This window comes from Sphingomonas sp. R-74633 (assembly GCF_013416555.1).
Classification (GTDB): Bacteria; Pseudomonadota; Alphaproteobacteria; order Sphingomonadales; family Sphingomonadaceae; genus Sphingomonas.
In genome coordinates, this window is sequence record NZ_JACCFG010000006.1 from 150,147 (window position 1) to 170,299 (window position 20,153).

At 66.4% G+C, this 20,153-nt stretch carries 25 protein-coding genes; 12 read left to right on the forward strand and 13 right to left on the reverse strand.

Annotated features, from left to right (window positions below):
• Window positions 1–38: 38 nt before the first annotated feature.
• From HZY97_RS19370 to queE, 4 genes are all read left to right on the forward strand, one after another.
• Window positions 39–965, forward strand: coding sequence for an Hsp33 family molecular chaperone HslO (locus HZY97_RS19370; RefSeq protein ID WP_180147735.1), 927 nt, complete (start codon window positions 39–41; stop codon window positions 963–965).
• Window positions 966–1,076: 111 nt separating this feature from the next.
• Window positions 1,077–1,439, forward strand: coding sequence for a hypothetical protein (locus tag HZY97_RS19375; protein WP_180147736.1), 363 nt, complete (start codon window positions 1,077–1,079; stop codon window positions 1,437–1,439).
• A gap of 158 nt (window positions 1,440–1,597) precedes the next feature.
• Window positions 1,598–2,281: a 7-cyano-7-deazaguanine synthase QueC gene (gene queC, locus HZY97_RS19380; RefSeq protein WP_180147737.1), complete on the forward strand. Its 684-nt coding sequence runs from the start codon at window positions 1,598–1,600 to the stop codon at window positions 2,279–2,281.
• A complete protein-coding gene (gene queE / locus HZY97_RS19385) occupies window positions 2,278–2,910 on the forward strand; it encodes a 7-carboxy-7-deazaguanine synthase (protein ID WP_180147738.1) in 633 nt (210 codons plus the stop codon). Before queC ends, queE begins: the two co-directional genes overlap by 4 nt.
• Before the next feature lie 164 nt (window positions 2,911–3,074).
• On the opposite strand, the gene HZY97_RS19390 is transcribed toward queE, so the two are convergent.
• The 3 genes from HZY97_RS19390 to lipB all read right to left on the reverse strand — a co-directional run bounded on the left by HZY97_RS19390 (window position 3,075) and on the right by lipB (window position 4,939).
• On the reverse strand, window positions 3,075–3,755 hold the full coding sequence (locus tag HZY97_RS19390; RefSeq protein ID WP_180147739.1) for a hypothetical protein: 681 nt from the start codon (window positions 3,753–3,755) through the stop codon (window positions 3,075–3,077).
• 185 nt (window positions 3,756–3,940) lie between these two features.
• A complete protein-coding gene (locus HZY97_RS19395; protein WP_180147740.1) occupies window positions 3,941–4,180 on the reverse strand; it encodes a hypothetical protein in 240 nt (79 codons plus the stop codon).
• A gap of 114 nt (window positions 4,181–4,294) precedes the next feature.
• Window positions 4,295–4,939, reverse strand: a complete 645-nt coding sequence (gene lipB, locus HZY97_RS19400) for a lipoyl(octanoyl) transferase LipB (protein ID WP_180147741.1) — start codon at window positions 4,937–4,939, stop codon at window positions 4,295–4,297.
• An 83-nt stretch (window positions 4,940–5,022) separates the two neighbouring features.
• Between lipB and HZY97_RS19405 the strand changes: the two genes are divergently transcribed.
• Together HZY97_RS19405 and HZY97_RS19410 are read left to right on the forward strand one after the other, a co-directional pair.
• Complete coding sequence (locus tag HZY97_RS19405; RefSeq protein WP_180147742.1) at window positions 5,023–5,865, forward strand: hypothetical protein; 843 nt, start codon at window positions 5,023–5,025, stop codon at window positions 5,863–5,865.
• Window positions 5,862–6,596 carry a hypothetical protein gene (locus tag HZY97_RS19410; RefSeq protein WP_180147743.1) on the forward strand — a complete coding sequence of 245 codons (735 nt, stop codon included), beginning with the start codon at window positions 5,862–5,864 and terminating at the stop codon, window positions 6,594–6,596. Before HZY97_RS19405 ends, HZY97_RS19410 begins: the two co-directional genes overlap by 4 nt.
• On the opposite strand, the gene HZY97_RS19415 is transcribed toward HZY97_RS19410, so the two are convergent.
• The 3 genes from HZY97_RS19415 to HZY97_RS19425 are packed head-to-tail and all read right to left on the reverse strand — an operon-like array spanning window position 6,563 to window position 8,455.
• Window positions 6,563–7,159, reverse strand: a complete 597-nt coding sequence (locus tag HZY97_RS19415) for a GNAT family N-acetyltransferase (RefSeq protein WP_180147744.1) — start codon at window positions 7,157–7,159, stop codon at window positions 6,563–6,565. The genes HZY97_RS19410 and HZY97_RS19415 overlap by 34 nt on opposite strands.
• A gap of 7 nt (window positions 7,160–7,166) precedes the next feature.
• On the reverse strand, window positions 7,167–8,009 hold the full coding sequence (gene hemF, locus HZY97_RS19420) for an oxygen-dependent coproporphyrinogen oxidase (protein WP_180147745.1): 843 nt from the start codon (window positions 8,007–8,009) through the stop codon (window positions 7,167–7,169).
• On the reverse strand, window positions 8,006–8,455 hold the full coding sequence (locus tag HZY97_RS19425; protein WP_180147746.1) for a tRNA (cytidine(34)-2'-O)-methyltransferase: 450 nt from the start codon (window positions 8,453–8,455) through the stop codon (window positions 8,006–8,008). Before HZY97_RS19425 ends, hemF begins: the two co-directional genes overlap by 4 nt.
• Before the next feature lie 203 nt (window positions 8,456–8,658).
• Between HZY97_RS19425 and petA the strand changes: the two genes are divergently transcribed.
• From petA to HZY97_RS19445, 4 genes are all read left to right on the forward strand, one after another.
• On the forward strand, window positions 8,659–9,210 hold the full coding sequence (gene petA / locus HZY97_RS19430) for a ubiquinol-cytochrome c reductase iron-sulfur subunit (RefSeq protein ID WP_180147747.1): 552 nt from the start codon (window positions 8,659–8,661) through the stop codon (window positions 9,208–9,210).
• A 12-nt stretch (window positions 9,211–9,222) separates the two neighbouring features.
• On the forward strand, window positions 9,223–10,482 hold the full coding sequence (locus HZY97_RS19435) for a cytochrome b/b6 (RefSeq protein ID WP_180147748.1): 1,260 nt from the start codon (window positions 9,223–9,225) through the stop codon (window positions 10,480–10,482).
• Between the two features lie 14 nt (window positions 10,483–10,496).
• Window positions 10,497–11,333, forward strand: a complete 837-nt coding sequence (locus HZY97_RS19440) for a cytochrome c1 (RefSeq protein WP_180147749.1) — start codon at window positions 10,497–10,499, stop codon at window positions 11,331–11,333.
• A gap of 83 nt (window positions 11,334–11,416) precedes the next feature.
• Window positions 11,417–11,953 carry an adenine phosphoribosyltransferase gene (locus HZY97_RS19445; RefSeq protein ID WP_180147750.1) on the forward strand — a complete coding sequence of 179 codons (537 nt, stop codon included), beginning with the start codon at window positions 11,417–11,419 and terminating at the stop codon, window positions 11,951–11,953.
• Between the two features lie 135 nt (window positions 11,954–12,088).
• On the opposite strand, the gene HZY97_RS19450 is transcribed toward HZY97_RS19445, so the two are convergent.
• The 4 genes from HZY97_RS19450 to HZY97_RS19465 are packed head-to-tail and all read right to left on the reverse strand — an operon-like array spanning window position 12,089 to window position 15,964.
• A complete protein-coding gene (locus HZY97_RS19450) occupies window positions 12,089–12,538 on the reverse strand; it encodes a MaoC family dehydratase (protein ID WP_180147751.1) in 450 nt (149 codons plus the stop codon).
• Window positions 12,539–12,577: 39 nt separating this feature from the next.
• Window positions 12,578–13,849 carry an ectonucleotide pyrophosphatase/phosphodiesterase gene (locus HZY97_RS19455; RefSeq protein ID WP_180147752.1) on the reverse strand — a complete coding sequence of 424 codons (1,272 nt, stop codon included), beginning with the start codon at window positions 13,847–13,849 and terminating at the stop codon, window positions 12,578–12,580.
• Window positions 13,850–13,889: 40 nt separating this feature from the next.
• A complete protein-coding gene (locus HZY97_RS19460) occupies window positions 13,890–15,206 on the reverse strand; it encodes a hypothetical protein (RefSeq protein ID WP_257215181.1) in 1,317 nt (438 codons plus the stop codon).
• A gap of 2 nt (window positions 15,207–15,208) precedes the next feature.
• On the reverse strand, window positions 15,209–15,964 hold the full coding sequence (locus HZY97_RS19465) for a MauE/DoxX family redox-associated membrane protein (protein WP_180147754.1): 756 nt from the start codon (window positions 15,962–15,964) through the stop codon (window positions 15,209–15,211).
• 42 nt (window positions 15,965–16,006) lie between these two features.
• Here HZY97_RS19465 and HZY97_RS19470 point away from each other — a divergent pair, with 42 nt between their 5' ends.
• Complete coding sequence (locus HZY97_RS19470; RefSeq protein ID WP_180147755.1) at window positions 16,007–16,399, forward strand: MerR family DNA-binding protein; 393 nt, start codon at window positions 16,007–16,009, stop codon at window positions 16,397–16,399.
• A 42-nt stretch (window positions 16,400–16,441) separates the two neighbouring features.
• On the forward strand, window positions 16,442–18,028 hold the full coding sequence (locus HZY97_RS19475) for a TonB family protein (RefSeq protein ID WP_180147756.1): 1,587 nt from the start codon (window positions 16,442–16,444) through the stop codon (window positions 18,026–18,028).
• Here the strand turns inward: HZY97_RS19475 and HZY97_RS19480 are convergent.
• From HZY97_RS19480 to ychF, 3 genes are read right to left on the reverse strand one after another with little or no spacing between them, the layout of a single operon-like run.
• Window positions 18,025–18,642: a hypothetical protein gene (locus tag HZY97_RS19480; RefSeq protein ID WP_180147757.1), complete on the reverse strand. Its 618-nt coding sequence runs from the start codon at window positions 18,640–18,642 to the stop codon at window positions 18,025–18,027. The two genes, HZY97_RS19475 and HZY97_RS19480, sit on opposite strands and share 4 nt — an antisense overlap.
• Window positions 18,642–19,046: an OmpA family protein gene (locus tag HZY97_RS19485; RefSeq protein WP_180147758.1), complete on the reverse strand. Its 405-nt coding sequence runs from the start codon at window positions 19,044–19,046 to the stop codon at window positions 18,642–18,644. Before HZY97_RS19485 ends, HZY97_RS19480 begins: the two co-directional genes overlap by 1 nt.
• Window positions 19,046–20,143, reverse strand: coding sequence for a redox-regulated ATPase YchF (gene ychF / locus HZY97_RS19490; protein WP_180147759.1), 1,098 nt, complete (start codon window positions 20,141–20,143; stop codon window positions 19,046–19,048). The genes HZY97_RS19485 and ychF overlap by 1 nt, the downstream gene beginning before the upstream one ends.
• Between the last annotated feature and the right edge of the window lie 10 nt (window positions 20,144–20,153).

The following is a 20,153-nucleotide window of genomic DNA, read 5'->3' on the forward strand; positions in this document are numbered from 1 at the left end:
ATGGCTCTGGTGATCGCCGGAGCAGCGAGGATTTCGACGTGACCAACACCGCCCCCACCACCGATCTCGATCGCGTGATCGGCTTCACCATTCCCGGCCGCCACACCCGGGGCCGCGTTGCGCGGCTGGGGCCGGTGCTCGACGAGATCCTGTCCGCCCATGCCTATCCCGAGCAGATCGAGCGGCTGCTGGCCGAGGCGCTGACGCTGACCGCGCTGCTCGGCTCGACGCTCAAACAGGCCGAGGGCCAGATGACGCTCCAGGCGCAGACCCAGGGCGGCATCGTCAGTCTGCTGGTGTGCGATTATAAGAATGGCGAGCTGCGCGGCTATGTGCAGTTCGACGAGAAGCGCCTGTCGCAGCTCGGCAAGAACCCGTCGCTCTATGCGCTGTTCAACAAGGGCCATCTGGCGATCACCTTCGACCAGGCGACCACCAAGGAGCGCTATCAGGGCATCGTCCCGCTCGACGGCGAATCGCTCGCTGAGGCGGCGCAGAGCTATTTCCTCCAGTCGGAGCAGATCCCAAGTCTGGTGCAGCTTGGCGCGGTGCGCGACAAGGCCAGCGGCAAGTGGATCGGCGGCGGCCTGTTCCTCCAGCATCTGCCCGAGGGCGAGGCCGGGCGTGAGCGGCTGCACGTGCGGCTCGACCATCCCGAATGGCAGCATGTCGAGGCGATGGGATCGACGATGGGCCTCGACGAGCTCGCCGATCCCGCGCTCCCGCTCGAGACGTTGGTCTGGCGGCTGTTCAACGAGGAGGAAGAGGTGCGCCTCCTCGCCGGTGCGGCGCTGTCGCGCGGCTGCCGGTGCGACGCGGCGTACATCACCGACGTGCTCAGCAAGTTCCCCGAAGAGGAACGGGCCGAGATGGCGGACGAGACCGGCGTGATCAGCGTCGATTGCGCGTTCTGCTCGAAGAAATTCCCGGTGAAGCTCGCGGATTTCGTTCCGCCGGCGTTGTAATTCGCCCAGATACCGCCATATCGGGGTGAAGGCGCGGATTTAGGTTCGCGCGGGAGGGTGTTGCGCATGTTGTTCGGGCGTATGATGTGTGCGGCACTTGCCGTCGCATCCTTGTTTCTTGCAGTCGATGGGCCCGCCGTGGCGCATCGCGCGTCCACGCAGGGCGTGCTCACCCAGATCGAGCGCGGCCAGTGGCTGCTCAAGGAGCGGCTGGGCAGCGAGCGCAAGATCTGCTTCACCGCACCGGTGAACTTCATCCAGATCGGTCATGGCAACGCGCCGTGCGATCAGTTCGTGATCGGGCAGGACCAGCGCTCGACGACGATCAGCTACACCTGTTCGGGCCATGGCAAGGGCCGCACCACGGTGACGGTGGAAACGCCGCGGCTGGTCAAGATCGAGACGCAGGGCGTGCTCGACGGCGCGCCCTTCGAGCAGGAATATGAGGCGCGCCGCATCGGCGCGTGCAGCTGAACGGGTCTTAACCCTTATTTCACGGCTGCCGCGCTACCGTGACATTGCTCTTAGTGAGCACTTTCCTCTCTGGTATGGATTTTCCCTAACCTGGGCCGCCTTGGCGGCCCATTTTGCGTTATTTTGCTTTGCAGCAAAATCCGGAGTAGGTCGCCGAAATGGCTGACAGCGTTGCAATTATACTCGTTTCCGGCGGACTCGATTCGATGATCTCGGCTTCGCTCGCGCGCGAAGCGGGGCATCGGCTGTTCGCGCTTTCGTTCGACTATAACCAGCGCCACCAGGTCGAACTCGCCGCTGCGCGCCGCATCGCGTCCACGCTGGGCGCCGAGCGCCATGTCGTGATGCCGATGGACCTGCGCGCGTTCGGCGGATCGGCGCTCACCGCCGATATCGACGTGCCGAAGGAAGGCGTGGGCGACGATATCCCGGTCACCTATGTCCCGGCGCGCAATACCATCTTCCTCAGTCTCGCGCTCGGCTGGGCCGAAGCCGCGGGCGCACGCGACATCTATATCGGCGTCAACGCGCTCGATTATTCGGGCTATCCCGATTGCCGCCCCGAGTTCATCGAGGGGTTTGAGCGCCTTGCCGAGCTGGCGACCAAGGCGGGTGTCGAGGGTGAGCCCTTCCATATCCGTGCGCCGCTCCAGCACATGACCAAGGCGGACATCGTCCGCGAAGGGACGCGGCTGGGGCTCGACATGGGGCTGAGTTGGTCGTGCTACGATCCGGCGCCCGGCGGGCTGCATTGCGGGCTGTGCGACAGCTGCCGCCTGCGCGCGAAGGGCTTCGAGGAAGCCGGCATCCCCGATCCGACGAAATACGCCACGAAGCCATGACCTATAGCGTCAAGGAGATGTTCCTCACGCTCCAGGGCGAGGGCGTGAACGCGGGAGCGCGTGCCGTGTTCGTGCGCTTCGCCGGCTGCAATCTGTGGACCGGGCGGGAGCAGGACCGGGCGAGCGCCGTCTGCCAGTTCTGCGACACCGAGTTCGTCGGCACCGACGGCGTTGGCGGCGGCAAGTTCGCCGATGCCGAGGCGCTGGCCGAGGCGGTGCTCGGGCATTGGGGCGAGGGCGCGGAGAAGCGCTTCGTGGTGCTCACCGGCGGCGAGCCGATGCTACAGGTCGACGATGCGCTGGTCGATGCGCTCCACGCGCGCGGCTTCCGCATCGCGATCGAGAGTAACGGCACGATCGCCGCGCATCCCGGGATCGACTGGGTGTGCATCAGCCCAAAGGCAGGCAGCGACGTGGTCCAGCGCTCGGGCGACGAGCTCAAGCTGGTCTGGCCGCAGGCAGGGACCGACGTCGAGGCGATCGAGCGCTGGGACTTCGCCAACTTCCTGATCCAGCCGATGGACAGCGTTGCGGCGCAGGAGAATATCGAGGCGGCGATCGCCTTTGCGATGGCGCGGCCGAAATGGCGGCTGACCTTGCAGACGCACAAGATGCTGGGGCTGCGCTAGTCGGGTCCGTCACACAGCCCCCAAACCGTCATCCCGGCCTTGTGCCGGGATCCGCTGGGAGGCTAGGCACGGACAAGAAGGCCGCGCCGGCGGGTGCGGCACGGTGGACCCCGGCACAAGGCCGGGGTGACGATCATGTTGTTGGCAGGCAGATTACCAGCAGCTCAGTTGAGCAACAGCGGCCCGCACTTCTTGACCTGGTACATGCCCTTCTTCCAGCACTTGTCGTTGCCGAAGGGGGGCATCTTCACGCCGTACATGCCGGTGACGACATAGCCCGACGGGCGATATTGCTCGCCCCAGGGGCCCAAGCTCGCGCGCAGTTCCTTGATGCGGTCCAGTGCCAGCTCGCTGAACTTGCCAGGCTTCACGAACACTGCGTCATGGCCGATTGCGGCGGCAGTCTGGCAGAAAGAGAGCTGCCCCTGAACAGTGGAAAATCCCGAGTAGATACGGGTGCCGTACTTGTCGAGCTCTAGCTGGCCCTGCTTCTTGTTCTTGTACGCTCTAATGAAATATTTCTCGAGCGTAGCGTATGAATCACGCAACTCGGTCGAGTGATCCTTGATCAGCGAATTGTAATTGTCGACCGAGAGCAGGGTCGGCTCGAACTGGCACTGGAGAGCGGCGACGTTGAGTGCGGCGCGCAGGTTCCAGGCGAGCGCGGCGCGCAGCTCGTCAGCAGTGGCGCCCGGCAGCGCGGGGCCGGTCATGCCCGGCTCCTCGCCGGTGACGCGGCCGGTGGCCAGCGTGGCGGGCTTGAGGAAGAACTGCGCCGAAGCCGGCATGGCGGCGAACAGGCCAATCCCCCCGGCGAGCACGAGTGCGATACGCGATGCGAGCATGTTGCCCTCTAAAACTACCAGTTGAACCCCGTGGCACCGGGTTACGGTGTTTCGATTCCGGGCAGAAGCCCTTTTTTACCATATGAGCCGTGTCATCCCGGCATTTCATCGCAAAAGCGCAAAAGAAAAGGACCGCCCGGTCGCCCGGACGGCCCCTTTCTTCAAACACTCAACCGAGCGCGAAATTACATCGCGTTGGTGGTGTTCGTCGTCACGGTGGTGGTGGTGTTCTCGACAACCGCGCCGTTCTCGGTCGCGGCGGCGTCGATGTTCGTCACCATGGTGTCGGTGGTCACGTTCTCGGTCGGAACGACCTCGGTCGTGTTGGTCACGTTGGTCGACTCATTGCTGGTGCACGCCGAGGCCAGGAGGGCCGCGCCGGCGATCATCGAACCTGCAACGATCTTCGAAATGACTGCACGCATGTAGAAAGCTCCCTAGATAATGGATCTGGATTACGGTTACGCCGCTTAATACCCAAACCGGAGTGGACATTAGACGGTTCGGGCAAACCCCTCAAGACTCGAATTTACCTGGCCCTAGGTGAGAGCGTCCAAAAATGGCAAAAATGTGGCCCGTAGCGCCAAATCGAATTGCTCGTTCGTTACAGGCTTGCCCAGCGCGGCGGTGCTGGTGACCGGGAATTCGGCGATGCCGCAGGGCACGATCCCGTTGAAATCATTGAGGTTCGGCGAAAGGTTCACGGCGAAGCCGTGCATCGTTACCCATTGCCGGATGCGCACCCCGATCGCGCCGATCTTGGCTTCCTTGCCCGCCTGATCGAGCGTCCAAATCCCGATCCGGCCCTCGGCGCGGAACGCCTCTATGCCCAATTCGCCCAGCGCGGCGATCACCCAGCCCTCCACGGCATGGACATAGCCGCGCACATCCCTTTTGCGGTTTCTAAGGTCGAGCATCAGATAGCCGATGCGCTGGCCGGGCCCGTGATAGGTGTAGCGCCCGCCGCGCCCGGTGCGGAAAACCGGGAAGCGCGCGGCATCGACCAGCTCGCTGGCATCGGTCGCGCTGGTGCCGGCGGTGTATACCGGCGGGTGCTCGAGCAGCCAGATGCGTTCGGGGGCGGTTCCGGCGGTGAGCGCGGCGACATGCGCCTCCATCTCGGCCAGCGCGGCGCCATATTCGATCGGCTCCGGCGACACCCGCCATTCGATTTCCTTGGTCATGGGTGCGAATTGCGCACGCCGAAGCGATTGCGCAAGCATTGGCAACATAATGTCGTGCGGCTAACACGCCGCAAAGGGAGGACATGGGTCGCATGGCGAAGATGGGCACCGTCTGGGATCGGACGGCGGAGTTTCTGAGCGACAACCTTCCGGCGGTGCTGCCGGTCGCGTTGCTCGCCTTCTTCGTTCCGGCCTGCGTCTCGGGCAATCTCGCGGTGATGGCCGACGGCGCCGATCCGCGGCTGGCGACCACGCTGGCGCTGGTCAACCTCCTGCTCGCGGTGATGCTGTTCTGGGGCTGGCTCTCGATCGTCGGCATGAGCATCGACAGCGCCCGGACCGCGCCGCCGCGGCGTGTCGTCGCGCGCCGGCTGCCGGCCGCGCTGCTCGTCTGGGTGGTGCTGTTCTGCATCGTCGCGGCAGTGATGATCGTCCCGGGCTCGCTGATCCTCGGGCTGTTCGGCGCGGACCTGGACGCGGTTGCGCGCGGGGACCGGTCCAGCATCAGCCAGCTGGCTTCGGGCGCGCTGGTGCTCTGGCTGATCCCGGTGAGCGCGGCGATCCTGTGGATGATGGCCCGGCTGATCCTCACGACTTCGATCATCGTCAACGAGCGGCGGGTGTTCGGCGCACTCGCACAGTCGTGGCGGCTGACGCGGGGGCATACGCTGCCGATCATCGGCGTCCTGCTCTTGTTCATCCTGGTTTCGCTGGTCGCGGTGCTGGCTGCCGCCACGGTGTTCGGCAGCATATTCGAGCTTGTCGCCGGGGGCGGCTCCGGGCTTTCGCTGGCCTTTGTGCTCACCTCCATCGCGCGGGCAGCAGTGCAGGCCATCCTGACGCTGGTCGCCGCCGCCTTCACCGCCAAGCTCTACCTCGCGCTCTCGTCCGAAGCCGGGCTGCGCGAAGGCGTGTACACCGCATGAGCTTCACCAGCCGGGGCATCCTCATCGATGCCGGCACCCTCTGGCGCGCCGAGCGCGAACTGCTCGTGCCGCTGGCGGGATTGTTCTTCGTCGTGCCGATGCTCGCCGCGATCCTGCTCATCGCGACGCTCGACGTGCCGGCGACGCCCGATCCGGAAAAGATGCGCGAAGCGCTGATGGCCTTTTACTGGGCGAATGCGCTGCCGATCTTCGCGATCAACCTCGTCTTCGATTTCGGCACTTTCGCGGTGTTCAACCTCTATCTTCAGGGCGGCGGACGCACGCTGGGCGAAGTGCTGGTGCTGACGCTTCGGCGCTTCCCGGTGTTCTTCGTGATCAACGTGATCGCCGGACTGCTCTTCTCGTTCGGGCTGTGGCTGATCCTGCCCGCCTTGTTCGCGCTTGCGCGGACCTGGCTCGCCGGGCCGGCCTATGCCGCGGCGCCCGAGCGCGGAATCGTCGACGCGTTTCGCCAGGGATGGCGGCGCAGCGCCGGGTTCAGCGGTCTGGCGCTACTGGCGGTCGGCACGATGATCTTCTTCTTCGGGCTGGGCGTGATCATCATCGCCAGCGGCATATTGGGCACGCTCGCCGGCCTGGTCGGCGGCAGCCAGGCAGTCGCGATCGTCTCGTATCTCACCACGGCGCTGCTCGGCGGCGCGGTATGGGCGGCGCTGGCGGTGGCGCGTGTTGCCGCCTATCGGCTCGGCGCACCCAAGCAGGGGATCTGAGGCGCCGCGTCGCTCGCCAGCACCCCGGCGAGCCGCGGATCGGCAAAGGTCTCCACCGTGCGCTTGTACGGCACGAAGCCATGCTTGCGGTAGAAGCCGAGCGCGCCCGGATGGTCGAGCGTGCAGGTATGCACCCAGACCCGGCTGATCCCCGGCGCCCAGGCGAGCATCAGCGCATGCGCCATCAGCCAGTTGCCATGGCCCTTGCCGGCCAGCTCGGGCACCAGGCCGACAAAGCCCAGCTCGCACACCCCTTCGGCGCGGAAATCGAACTCGAGCATGCCGACTTCGATCCCCGCCCGGTCGACCACGGCGTGCACCCAAACCCTGGGGTCCTGGACGATCGCGCTCAGCCGGTCGTCGTCCATTACCAGCCGCGAGAACCACAGCCAGGGCTCGCCGACGCGGCGGAACAGCGCGCGGTACTTGGCCGGGTCAGGCGCGTTCCAGCGCACCAGCCGCAGCGCCGAATCGGGCAGGGGCCTTGGCCGCGGCCGCGCCAGCATCTCCAGCGCAGTCACGACCGTGGCGATCTGGTCGTTCGCGACCGGGATCAGGCCCATGGGCAGCTCACGACCAGGCCGTCACCGGCGGCAGGCTCATCAGGATCGCGTCGATATTGCCGCCGGTCTTGAGCCCGAACAGCGTGCCGCGGTCATAGATCAGGTTGAACTCGGCATAGCGGCCGCGCCATTCGAGCTGCTGCTGGCGCTCCGCCTCGCTGAACGCCATCCCCATCCGCCGGCGGACCAGCTTGGGGAAGATGTCGAGGAACGCGCGGCCGACATCCTGGGTGAAGGCGAAGTTCGCGTCCCAGTCCCCCTCGAGATGATCGTAGAAGATCCCGCCGACGCCCCGGTGCACCTTGCGGTGGGGGATGTAGAAATACTCGTCCGCCCATTCCTTGAAGCGCGGATAATGTTGCGGATCATGCGCGTCGCACGCCGCCTGCATCGCCGCGTGGAACTCGGCAGTATCCTCGGCATAGGGAATCGGTGGATTGAGGTCGGCGCCGCCGCCGAACCAGCGCTTGGTGGTCACCAGGAAGCGCGTGTTCATATGGACCGCGGGCACATGCGGATTGGCCATGTGCGCGACCAGGCTGATGCCGGTGGCGAAGAAGTTCGGGTTCTCGCCGGCGCCGTGGATCGTCTTGGCGAACTCGCCCTCGAAGCTGCCGCCGACGGTCGAGACGTTGACGCCAGCCTTCTCGAACACCTTGCCCTTGATCACCCCGCGCACGCCGCCGCCGCCCGGCGCGCCGTTCGGGTCGGTGCGGTCCCAGGGGGTATAGTCGAACTTCGCGTCCGATCCGGCCTCGGCCTCGATCGCTTCGAACTCGGCGCAGATCGCGTCGCGCAGGCTCTCGAACCAGGTGCGGGCCGCCTGTTGCTGTTCGTCGAGCTCGATCATTCCGGAAATCCTTTGGTCTGGCGGAGCGCCTCGGCGAGCCCGATGCCCGCCGATACCGCAAGGTTCAAGGAGCGCAATCCGGCGCGCAGCGGTATGCGCACGATCAAATCCGCGCGGTCATGGACGAAATCGGGGGCGCCGCGGCTCTCGGAGCCGAACAACAGCGTGTCGCCCGGCTCGAAGCGCGCTTCGTCGAGCCGGATCGATCCCTTGGTGCTGAACAGCACCACCCGGCCGGTCAGTTTCTCGGCGAACGCGCCGAAATCGACGTGGCGCTCGACTTCGGCGATCTCGCCATAATCCATCGCGGCGCGCCGGCGGGCGGCGTCGTTCCACGCGAATCCCATCGGTTCGATCAGATCCACGGGTGCGCCGAAACAGGCGCCGAGGCGCAGCACGGCACCCACATTGCCGGCAATATCGGGCTCGAACAGGGCTAGTCGCATGGCCTCGCTCCTAGCCTTCTCGGCGCCTGTGTAACAAGCCGCTCAAAATCCCTGTTGCCGAAGCGCTTGGGCCACGTCTATCAGGCCAGCTAGCTTAATCCGGGAACAACACCGGCGGGCTACGAGGGGGGCCTTAGCGCCCGTGTCTGCGTCCATCGTACCCGCGTGTTTTTCGCGGCAAGTCCGAAGTGCAAGGGGTAAACATGGCATTTGAAGGCGATCTGGCAGGTCCCGAAAACCCCCGCCGTCGCGATTACCTGCAGTATGCCGCCGTTTCGGTGGCGGCTGTCGGTGCCGGCGTCGTGGTGTTGCCGCTGATCAATTCGATGAACCCGTCCGCCGATGTGCTCGCGCAGTCGACGACCGAGGTGGACGTGTCGAAGATCGAGCCGGGAATGGCGATCAAGACGAGCTTCCGCAAGCAGCCGCTGTTCGTGCGCAACCTGATGCCGGCCGAGATCGCCGCCGCCGAAGCGGTGCCGGTCTCCGAGCTGCGCGATCCGCAGACGCTCGAGCAGCGCACTGCCAAGGGCCACACCAACTGGCTGATCACGCTGGGCGTCTGCACCCATCTCGGCTGCGTGCCGCTGGGCGCGGGCGAGGGCGAGAATCGCGGGCCGTTCGGTGGCTATTTCTGCCCCTGTCACGGTTCGGCCTATGATACGGCCGGCCGCATCCGCCAGGGTCCGGCGCCGAAGAACCTCGAGGTTCCGAAATATAACTTCACGTCCGACTCTGTCGTCGTGGTTGGGTGAGGATATAGCGCGATGAGCTTTCCCTGGGCCAAGCATTATGAGCCTAAGAACCCGGTGATGCAGTGGGTGGACTCGCGTCTGCCCCTGCCGCGCTTCGTCTACAACGCCGTCGGTGCCGGCTATCCGGTGCCGCGCAACCTGAATTACTGGTGGAACTTCGGCGTGCTCGCCGGCGTGGCGCTGGTCTGCCAGCTGGTCACCGGCATCGTGCTCGCGATGCACTTCCACTCGTCGGCCACAGGCGCCTTCGATTCGGTGAATGTCGGCATCATGCGCGACGTGAACGCGGGCTGGTTCCTGCGCTTCGCCCACGCGAACGGCGCCTCGATGTTCTTCATCGTGATCTACATCCACATGTTCCGCGGCCTCTATTTCGGGTCGTACAAGGCGCCGCGCGAGATGGTGTGGCTGCTTGGCGTGGTGATCTTCCTGCTGCTGATGGCCACTGCCTTCATGGGCTATGTGCTTCCCTGGGGGCAGATGAGCTTCTGGGGCGCGCAGGTGATCACCGGCTTCTTCTCGGCGATCCCGGTGGTCGGCGACTGGATCCGCATCTGGCTGCTCGGCGGCTATGCGCCGGACGATGCCGCGCTGAACCGCTTCTTCTCGCTCCACTATCTGCTGCCCTTTGTGGTCGCGGGCGCCGTGATCCTGCACATCTGGGCGCTGCACATCCCGGGCTCGTCGAATCCGACGGGCGTGGAAGTGAAGGGCGAGCAGGATACCGTGCCGTTCCATCCGTATTACACGGCGAAGGACGGCGTCGGCGTGCTGGTGTTCCTGATGGTCTTCGCGGTGCTGATCTTCTTCGCGCCGGACTATCTGGGCCACCCGGACAACTACATTCCGGCAAACCCGCTCTCGACGCCGGCGCACATCGTGCCTGAATGGTATTTCTGGCCGTTCTACGCGATCCTGCGCGCCTGCACCTCGAACCTGTTCCTGCCGGCGAAGCTGTGGGGCGTGCTGGCGATGTTCGGCTCGATCCTGATCCTGTTCTTCCTGCCCTGGCTGGATCGCTCGCCGGTGCGCTCGGGCACCTATCGCCCGATGTACAAGATCGCCTTCTGGGTGCTCGTGGCGGACGTGCTGGTGCTGGGCTATTGCGGCGGTTCGCCGGCCGAGCCGCTCTATGTGGTCCTCAGCCAGATCGCGGCGGCCTATTACTTCGCGCACTTCCTGATCATCGTTCCGCTGATCTCGATGTACGAGACGCCGAAGCCCCTGCCGGGCTCGATCACCGAGGCCGTGCTGGCCAAGACCGGCGCATAAGGGGGCCAGGACCAATGAATTCGCTAGCCATCAAATCGGTCAAGTACCTGGTCGGCCTCGTGTTCGTCGGGGTGTTCCTCTGGGCGCTGCTCTGGACCGTCGTCGGCCTCATCCAGGAGCCGCCGAAGGAAACCGCCGAGCACGCGATCCACAAGCACCCGAAGGAGCTCAGCCTCGCGTCGGACGGGCCGCTCGGCAAGTTCGACCGCCAGCAGCTCCAGCGCGGCTTCGTGGTCTACAAGGAAGTCTGCTCGCAGTGCCACTCGCTCAGCCTGGTCTCCTTCCGTAACCTGAAGGACCTCGGCTACACCGATCCCGAGGTGAAGAAGATCGCCAAGGATTGGGCGATGAAGCAGCCGGTGTTCGACGAGAAGGGCGGCACCTGGGGCGAGCGTCCCAACGTTCCCTCGGATCGCTTCCCCAAGGTCTATTATGCCGGCACCGGCACGCCGCCGGACCTCAGCCTGATCACCAAGGCGCGGCATGACGGCGCGGCCTATGTCTATTCGCTGCTCACCGGCTATGACGAAAAGCCGTCGGCCGAGGCCGTGAAGAAGTTCCCGGAATTCGCCAAGACGCCGGAGGGGATGCACTTCAACCCCTATTTCGCGAACCTCAACATCGCGATGCCGCCGCCGCTGACGCAGGACGGCCAGGTCACCTATTCGGACGGCACCCGCGCCACCAAGGCGCAGATGGCCGAGGACGTCGCGGCGTTCCTGACCTGGACTGCGGAGCCGACGCTCGAGACCCGCCGCATGGTCGGTTTCGTGGTGCTGGGCTTCCTGCTCTTCGCAACGATCCTGGCATATGGCGCGTACCGCGTCGTCTGGGCGAACGTGAAGCACTGATAGCCGCGGCAGCGCGGACAGTTTAAATCCCGCCCGGGGCAGCCCCGGGCGGGATATTTTTTGACTAAAAGGGTTTGGGTTCGATGGCAGAGAATGACGATATCCGGCAGCGCATCCGGACCATTCCCGATTTCCCCAAGCCCGGGATCATGTTCCGCGACATCACCACGCTGCTGCTCGATGCCGAGGGGCTGAAGCTGACGATCGACCGCATGGCCGAAGCGGTCGAATGGCCGATCGACCTGGTCGCCGGGATCGAGGCGCGCGGCTTCCTGTTCGGCGCGGCGCTGGCGGTGAAGCTCGGCGCGGGGATGCTGCTGGTCCGCAAGGACGGCAAGCTGCCCGGCGCGACGATCGCCGAGGATTATGCCCTCGAGTACGGCACCGACCGCATCGCCATCCACGCCGATGCCTGCGCGCCCGGCGCCCGCGTGCTGCTGGTCGATGACCTGATCGCCACCGGCGGCACTGCCCGCGCCGCGGTGCGCCTGCTCAACAAGGCTGGGGCGGAAGTGGTCCAGGCCTCGTTCGTCGTCGACCTGCCCGAACTGGGCGGCGCCGATGCGCTGCGCGGCGACGGCGTGAAGGTCCACGCGCTGGTCGCGTTCGAGGGGCATTAAGGCTTCCGCGCCTGGAACTTCTTTTCCCCGGCGAAGGCCGGGGCCCAGACTCATCGTGCGCGCGAAGGCGCGCTACCGCGCGTGATTTTCTAAGAGCTGGGCCCCGGCCGTCGCCGGGGAGCAGCTATGCGGGTGCTATTCCGCCGGCCGCCGCCGCATCAGCGCCAGCGCGACGAACCGCAGCACCGGCTCGTCATGCTGGTTGTACGTCGTCGTCTGGCTCTTGAGGCTGCCCATGTCGGGGCGGCTGCGCGAGGGCGTCACTTCAAGGATCTCGCTCTCGCAGCGCAGCACATCGCCCGGATAGACCGGCTTGAGCCACCTGAGATCGTCCACCCCGGCCGCGCCAAGGCTCGCCTGCGGGTTCACCCCCATCTCGGCGACATACATCGACATGGTCATCGCGCAGGTATGCCAGCCGCTCGCCGCCAGCCGCCCGAAATGCGTCTTCGCCGCGGCTTCGTCGGAGAGGTGGAAGGGTTGCGGGTCATATTTGCGCGCGAAGTCGAGCACCTCTTCGCGCGTGACCTCGTAACGGCCGAAGCTCCGCTTCATGCCGACATGGATATCTTCGAGATAGAGCATGGGATCGGTTTCGGATGAAAACCGATCCTTGGCAAGCCCTCAGCGGCGCAGCACGTCTTTGAACGGCGCGTCGCTCCCGTCGATGCCCGGCTTGGCCGGCAGCCCGATCAGGTCGCGCAGCAGCGGATAGACATCGACATTGGTGAAGGCGGGCAGCACGCCGGGCCGGAACGCCGGGCCGTTGGCGATGAACAGCGCGCTCATCTCGGGCGCCATGTTGTCGAAGCCGTGATTGCCCCCGACCTGGTCGCGCTTGGGCGGCTTGTCGAGCAGCTGCCAGCCGGTCTCGGCCAGGCAGAAGATCGGCGGGATGCGCGGGTTGGTGCCATAATGGAAGCGCGCCGGGATCTCGGCCTTGCGCCAGCATTCGAAATGCTCGTGCTTGCCGAGCAGCGCCTTCTCCACCAGCGCCTCGCGGCCGGGGGCGGGGATCAGGCTGGCATAGGGGCCGGTCTCGACGACATGCGCATCGTCGGGGCCGATGCCGAGCAGTGCCACCCGCGCGCTGCTCGTCTGCGCCATGCCGTGATCGGCGACGATGATCAGGTTTGCCGGCTGGCCGAGCGCGGCGAGACCGTCGACCAGCATGCCGATCGACTTGTCGATATCGGCCACCGCGTCGGTGGTGCGCTTGTCGTCAGGACCATAGGTATGGCCGGCGGTATCGACCGTGTCGAAATAGAGCGTCACCAGCTTCGGCCGGATCGCGGCGGGGCGCCGCAGCCAGTCGAGCACGGCGTTGACGCGCTGCTCGCCGGTGATGACCTGGTTGAACTGCGCCCAGTCGCTCGGGCGCGTGCCGCCCTGCATCTCATAGGGCCATTCGCTCGCCTTGGTGCCGCCGATCGCCACGTTCGATCCGGGCCAGAACTCGGTCGCGCTACGGATCCCGGCCTTTTCCGCATCGACCCAGATCGGCTCGGCGGTGTTCCACCAATAGGGATCGTCGGTCGACATGGTGAAGACCTCCTTGGGGCGGGCCTCGTCTTCCATCTTGTTGGCGGTGATGCCGTGATGGTCGGGATAGAGGCCGGTCACCAGGGTCCAGTGATTGGGGAAGGTCTTGGACGGGAAGCTCGGGTGCATCGGCGCGGTGACGCCGCCGGTGGCGAGGCGCGTCAGGGTGGGCGTCACGCCGCGGCCCAGATAGTCGCTGCGAAAGCCGTCGATCGAGACGAGGATCGTCACCGGCGCGCGCTGCTCCATGGCCACCGGGGCCGGCGCGGGCGGCGGCGCGGCGACGGGCGCCGTGGCACAGGCCTGGAGGATGGCGGCGAGGGCCGCGGCGGCGATCTTCGAATACCAGCGCATGCTCGGCCCCCTGGCAGCAGTTTGTTGCGAGGGTAAGTCGTTACATCCCCAGCCCCAGCCGGGCAAACAGCGTGTAGCTGAGCGGCGCCTTGCCATAGGCCGCATCGAGCGCCGCCGGCTTGGCATAGGCCGCCAGCGACCCGCCCAGCGCGACCTCGCCCTTGTCCGACAGCGGGATGCGATAGGCATAGCCACCCTCGAAGCGCGTCACCCGGAACCTGGTATCGTGCAGCGGGTCGGCATGGTCGGGGAACAGCTCGTCATTGGCGACATTCTCGACGCGTCCGAACAGGCTGTGGTGCTTCGACAAGTCCCAGTTCGCCTCGGCGATCCAGGCGGTCAGCGTGTCGCCCGGCACCCGGTCCTTGGCTGAGAAGGCGAGCATCGCCGATACGCCGCCGCCGGCATATTGCACGCTGGCGGTGGTGCGGTTCTCGTCCTGGCCGGGGTGCATCTCCTCGGGATCGGTCAGCCGGCCATGGCTGGCCTGGATCACCCAGTTGGGCGAGGGCATCCAGGTTGCGCGCACGCTCCAGCTGTCGAGCTTCGGCGTCTCGATGTCCCAGCGCTTCTCGTCGGGCTCGCGCCCGCGGAATGCCGAGGCCTCGATCTGCACGCCCCCGGCGGAGAGGCCGCCGGTGACCACGCCATAGCTGATATGCGTGCTGTCGAACCAATGGTGCGAGATCGGCGACAGCGGCAGATAGCGCGCCGACTTGCGGTGGACGAAGGCGGAGGGGCCGAGCGCCGGTTCGCCCACCGGGCCGCCATAGATGAAGCCCTTGAGGCCCTCCGCCAGCGGCACGTCGAGCCGGGCGGTCAATTCCATGAACAGGTCGTGCGGATGCTGGCGGTCGACCAGCGGCGCGCCATGCGCGGTCTCGCCGGTGGCGAACAGGTTCGGATAGCCGCGCTGGCCGTTGACTGCGTCGAGGCTCAGCATCGCATCGAAGGTGAGCGCCGTGCCGCCCTCCCAGCCGCGGATCGCCTGGAACATCGCCATGTTCGCGGTATAGGCCGCCTTGTCGCCGCGCGGTCCGCCCTGGTCGGTATAGGCGAGGCTGGCCGACCCCATCGCCATCAGCATCCAGTCGCCGGCCATGACGTGGAAACCGCCATTCATCCCGTCGGTCACCGGCAGCAGGGAGGTGCCGGAACCGCGCGCCAGGGTCGGGGTGCCCGTGACTTCGGTCACCGTCGTCGTCTCGGCGATATTGCCCATATCGTGACCCGCATGGTCCTGCGGGGCCGGAGCCGGTGCGGGCATATCCATCCCCGGCATCGAATGCCCCGCATGATCCTGCGCAAAGGCGGGCAGGGGGAACAGCGCGGCGGTGGCGAGGAGCAGGGTCTTCATCATCACATCCCCATTCCCGGCTTGGCCAGCATCCACACGCCCATCCCGACCATGAACAGATTCTCGGTCAGCGAGACGAAGCCCAGCGGCACATTGCTGCTCCCGCCCACGCACGCGCATTTCAGCGCCCGCCGGTCGATGTACACTGCCTTGAACACCGAGACCGCGCCGATCCCGCCGATCACCAGCCCCAAAGGTGCGGCGAACCAGGTCAGCGCGCCCGCGGTCATCAGCACGCCCGCCAGCCCCTCGAGGAACGGATATGCATAGGCATATGGCACCCACCGCTTCGCCAGCAGATCGTAGCCCAGGAACATCGACGAGAATTTCTCGACATCCTGCAGCTTGAGCATCGCCAGCACGCACATGCTGAAGCTGACGAACCATTCGGCCGCGCGCACGCTGAACGCCGATCCGGTCACTGCATAGCTCGCCGCCAGCGCCAGCGCCGCGGTCATGCCGAACAGCGCGATCACCGGCTGGTAGCTGGTCGCGCCCGGTTCGCTCACGGTGCCGCCGAAGAAGCGGGTCAGGTCGTCATTCCCGCCGATCCTCTTGCCGTCGATAAAGGTCTGCGGGGTCGTCTTCACGCCATGCTCGGCCTTGAACGCGTCGGTCTCCTCGCGCGTCGTCAGCCAATGATCGTCGACGGTGTAACCGTGCCGCTCCAGCTGCCACTTCGACTTGATCCCGAACGGGCAGACATGATCGGGCATCACCATCCGGTAGAGCGTCGCGCGCTTTGCATTCTGGGTCATGCCAGGCCATATAGGTTCCGTACCATGGTACGGAGTCAAGCCATGTCGCTGACGATCGGAAAACTGGCGGACGCAGGCGGCGTCGGTGTCGAGACGGTGCGCTATTACCAGCGCCGCGGCCTGCTCGCCGAACCCGAGCGCGGCTACGGCGCCGGGGTGCGCCGCTATGACGAGGGCGACCTGCGCCGCCTCAAGTTCATCCGCTCCGCCCAGGCGGCGGGCTTCACGCTCGAACAGATCGCCGAGCTGCTCGAACTCGACGCCCGCGACGATCGGCCCCGCGCCCGCGCCTTGGCCCGCGAGCAGATCGGCGTGCTCGACCGCAAGATCGCCGAACTCACCGCCGCGCGCGACGCGCTGGGCAAGCTCGCCCAGGAATGCGGCAAGGGCGGCAAGGGGCCGTGCCCGATCCTGGCTGCGTTCGAAACGGCCTGATCCGCCGGTTGCCAAGAGAATGATACTTTGTATCCTGTGCACATGAACCTGATGCGCCTCGGTCTGCTCGTCCCGCTTGCCCTGCTTTCCTGTACCCGAGCACCTGACCCGCGGATCATCGGCTTGCCGGAAGAGATGGTCGAGGCGCACCGACTGACGGGCAGCACCACCGTTCCCACCACCGCTTCGTTGGTGAGCTATGGCGGCGACGTCCGGCTGCGCATCACAATCGATACCAGCGGCAAGGTGACCGATGTCCAGATCGACAAGTCGGGCCTCAATTTCGGCGATCCCGCGCCCGCGCTGGCCGTGGCACGGCAATGGAAATTCCGCCCCTTCACCTATCGCGGGCGCCCGGTGGGCGTCACGACCAGCATCGATGTGAACTATCTGGCGAAACCGGTCTGGGCCGATCCGAAGGCGGCCTTTCCTGTGATCGACTATGCCGCGCTGCGCATCGAGCTGATCCGCAGCGGCTGTGGCGGCTTTTGCCCGGCCTATAAGGTGTCGATCGCCGGCGACGGAATGGTGACCTATTCCACCGTCGCAAGCCCCAGGATCGCCGGACTGCGCGATTTCGTCGAACTGGGCGGCGTGACGGTGCCGGGCACCCATCGCTCCAGGATCGACCGCGCCGCGCTGGACGGGCTGATCGGGAAATTCCGCGCGGCGCGCTTCTTCGGTCTGAAGAAGGAATATGACGGCCAGCTCAGCGACAGCGCGGCCTATACGCTCGCCTTTTCGAGCGGCGGCCGCTTCTGGCAGGTGACCGACTATGTCGGCCAGATGGTCGGCATGCCCGAAGTGGTGACCGCGCTCGAAGACGAGGTCGATCGCGTCGCCGGCACGGTGCGCTGGGTACAGGGCGACGAGACCAGTTTGCCCGCATTGCGTGCCGAGGGTTTCGACCCGCGCTCGCCTGCCGCCGCCGATTTCGCCCGCGTCGCGATCGAGCGGCGAGGGGACGCCTTCGTCCTCGACCTGCTGGCGGCGGGGCTGCCGCTCGATCGCCCGGCGCCACGCCGGGTCGATGATCAGGCGCGGCCGCTCGGGCTGGTGCTGCTCGAAGCCGCGCTGCGCGGCGGTCGGCCCCGGGTCGCCCGGGCGCTGATCAATCGGGGATGGCTGGGCAAGATGCCGCCCGCCGATCGTGCGCGGCTGTTCGCGGAAAGTGCCGGCGGCTGCGATCCGGTAGTCGCCAGGGCCTTTGTTGCGGCTGGCGTCGATCCCAATGCGCGGGCGACGGACGGCGGCACCGCACTCCATGCGGCACGGGCCCTATATCCAGCATGTGGGGGTCTCCACGATCGCGTTCCGCTGGTCGGGGCGTTGCTCGATCTCGGCGTGGACCCGAATCTGGGAAATGCGGAGGGGCAGACGCCGATCTTCGATATCCAGGAGCCTGCCGTGCTGGATCTCCTATTGGCCCGGGGTGCGCGCGTCAGGGTGCAGGACAAGCGGGGGGTGAGCCCGGTCTTTGCATGCTGGCCCGACATAATCGTGCGCATGTTGCTCGATGCCGGCGCCGAACCTCGCGGAAGGTATAATGGCAAGACGCTCGCGACAATCGCCAGGGAGCAGCACATGCCCGCCACCAGCGCCTGGCTGGCGGCGCACGGCATCGATTAGGCCTTTGCGGCGATCGGCCGCCGCCGGAACCAGCGCGCGATCAGCGCCGCCGCGACGGGGAACAGCACCGCATAGCCCGCCACGCCGATTATCCGCAGCGCCATCACACCGGTGATCGGCCCGATCCACCCCGCTAGCGCCAGCGCACCGCTGGCGATCAGCAAGTGCCGGATCGTCGGCTCCTCCCGGAACGCCGGCGCCGTCAGCAGCACCGCCACGCCGAACAGCCCGTCCCAGGCGAATATGTCGAGCGCATAGGGCAGCGCCGGCCAGCCGAACGCGCCGGCCGGACCGCGCCCCACCGCCAGCGTCGAGAGATGCACCACGCTGGTCAGCGCCAGTGCCGCGGCCATGAAGACCAGCGCGGCGCGGCTGCTGCGCGGCGCCAGCTCCGTACCGCGCACCGCGGCGCTCAGGCCGAGCAGGAAGGGGACGAGCAGCAGTATCAGCGCTTCCATCGCGGTGAACCACGGGTCGCCGATTGCTGCATCAGGTGCGGGCAGCGTCGCCAGTCCCGCGATCAGTACCAGCAGATAGACTGCGCCGACCGCCGCCACGCCGGTTCCGGAGACGATCCCCAGCAGGCGAACGGCGCGGGCAGGGGAGCGCGGCATCAGCCGCCGATCAGTTCGATCTCGACGCGCCGGTTGAGCGGGTTGCGCGCGCCGTCCGCCGTAGCGACGGCGGGCCGCGTCTCGCCATAGGCGATCGTGCTGATCCGCGCGGGCAGGATGCCGTGGTCGCTCAGATAGCGCGCCACCGACGCCGCCATCCGCTGGCTCTTGCCGAGATTATAGTCGGTCGTGCCCACCCGGTCGGTATGGCCCGAAAGCCGCGCCCGCATCTCGGGATGGGCGAGCATCGCCTGCACGACATAGTCGAGCGCGGGCTCGGCCTCGGGCACTACTTCCACCGAATCCGGGGTGAAATAGACCGTCGAATGGCGCTGCACCTCCTGCGCCGGCGCCGCCGTGACCAGGGCAGAAGCGATCAGCGCGGGAAGGAGCAGGCCGGGCATCAGCTGTGCAGGAAGTGCATCACGTCGCCGTCCTTGACGACATAGGTCTTGCCCTCGGCGCGGAGCTTGCCGGCCTCGCGCGCCTTGGCTTCGCCGCCCAGCGAGACGAAATCGTCATAGGCGATCGTCTCGGCGCGGATGAAGCCCTTCTCGAAGTCGCTGTGGATCACGCCGGCGGCGTTGGGCGCGGTGGCGCCGTCGTCCACGGTCCAGGCGCGCGCTTCCTTGGGGCCGACGGTGAAGAAGGTCAGCAGATGGAGCAGCTTGTAGCCGGCGGTGATCACGCGGGCGAGGCCGGTCTCTTCCAGACCCAGCTCGCCCAGGAACTCACCGCGGTCCTCGACCGGCATCGTCGCGATCTCGGCCTCGATCGCGGCGGAGACCACCACGGCCTCAGCGCCCTCGGCCCTGGCCTTTTCGAACACGCGCGCCGAGAAGGCGTTGCCGTTGGCGGCGTCTTCCTCATTGACGTTGCACACGTACAGGACCGGCTTCGAGGTGAGCAGCTGTGCCTGGCGGAACACGCGCTCCTCATCGGCGTCCTTCGGCTCGGTCAGCCGCGCGGGCTTGCCTTCGCGCAGCAGGTCGAGCGCCTGGCCGAGCACGCTGGCCGCGACCTTGGCTTCCTTGTCGCCCTGCGCCGCCTTCTTCTGGAAGGCGGGAACGCGCTTCTCGAGGCTCTCGAGGTCGGAGAGCATCAGCTCGGTCTCGACGGTCTCGGCATCGGCGATCGGATCGACCTTGTTGTCGACATGCTGGATGTCGTCATTCTCGAAGCAGCGCAGCACGTGGACGACCGCGTCGACTTCGCGGATGTTGCCGAGGAACTGGTTGCCCAGCCCTTCACCCTTGCTCGCGCCGCGCACCAGCCCGGCGATGTCGACGAAGCCGAGCTGCGTCTCGATGATCTTCTGCGAGCCCGCGATCGCCGCCAGCTTGTCGAGCCGCGCATCGGGAACGGCGACGTTCCCGACGTTCGGCTCGATTGTGCAGAACGGATAATTGGCCGCCTGTGCAGCCGCCGTCTCGGTCAGCGCGTTGAAGAGCGTGGACTTGCCGACGTTCGGAAGGCCGACGATGCCGCAGCGGAAACCCATGTGAAAACTG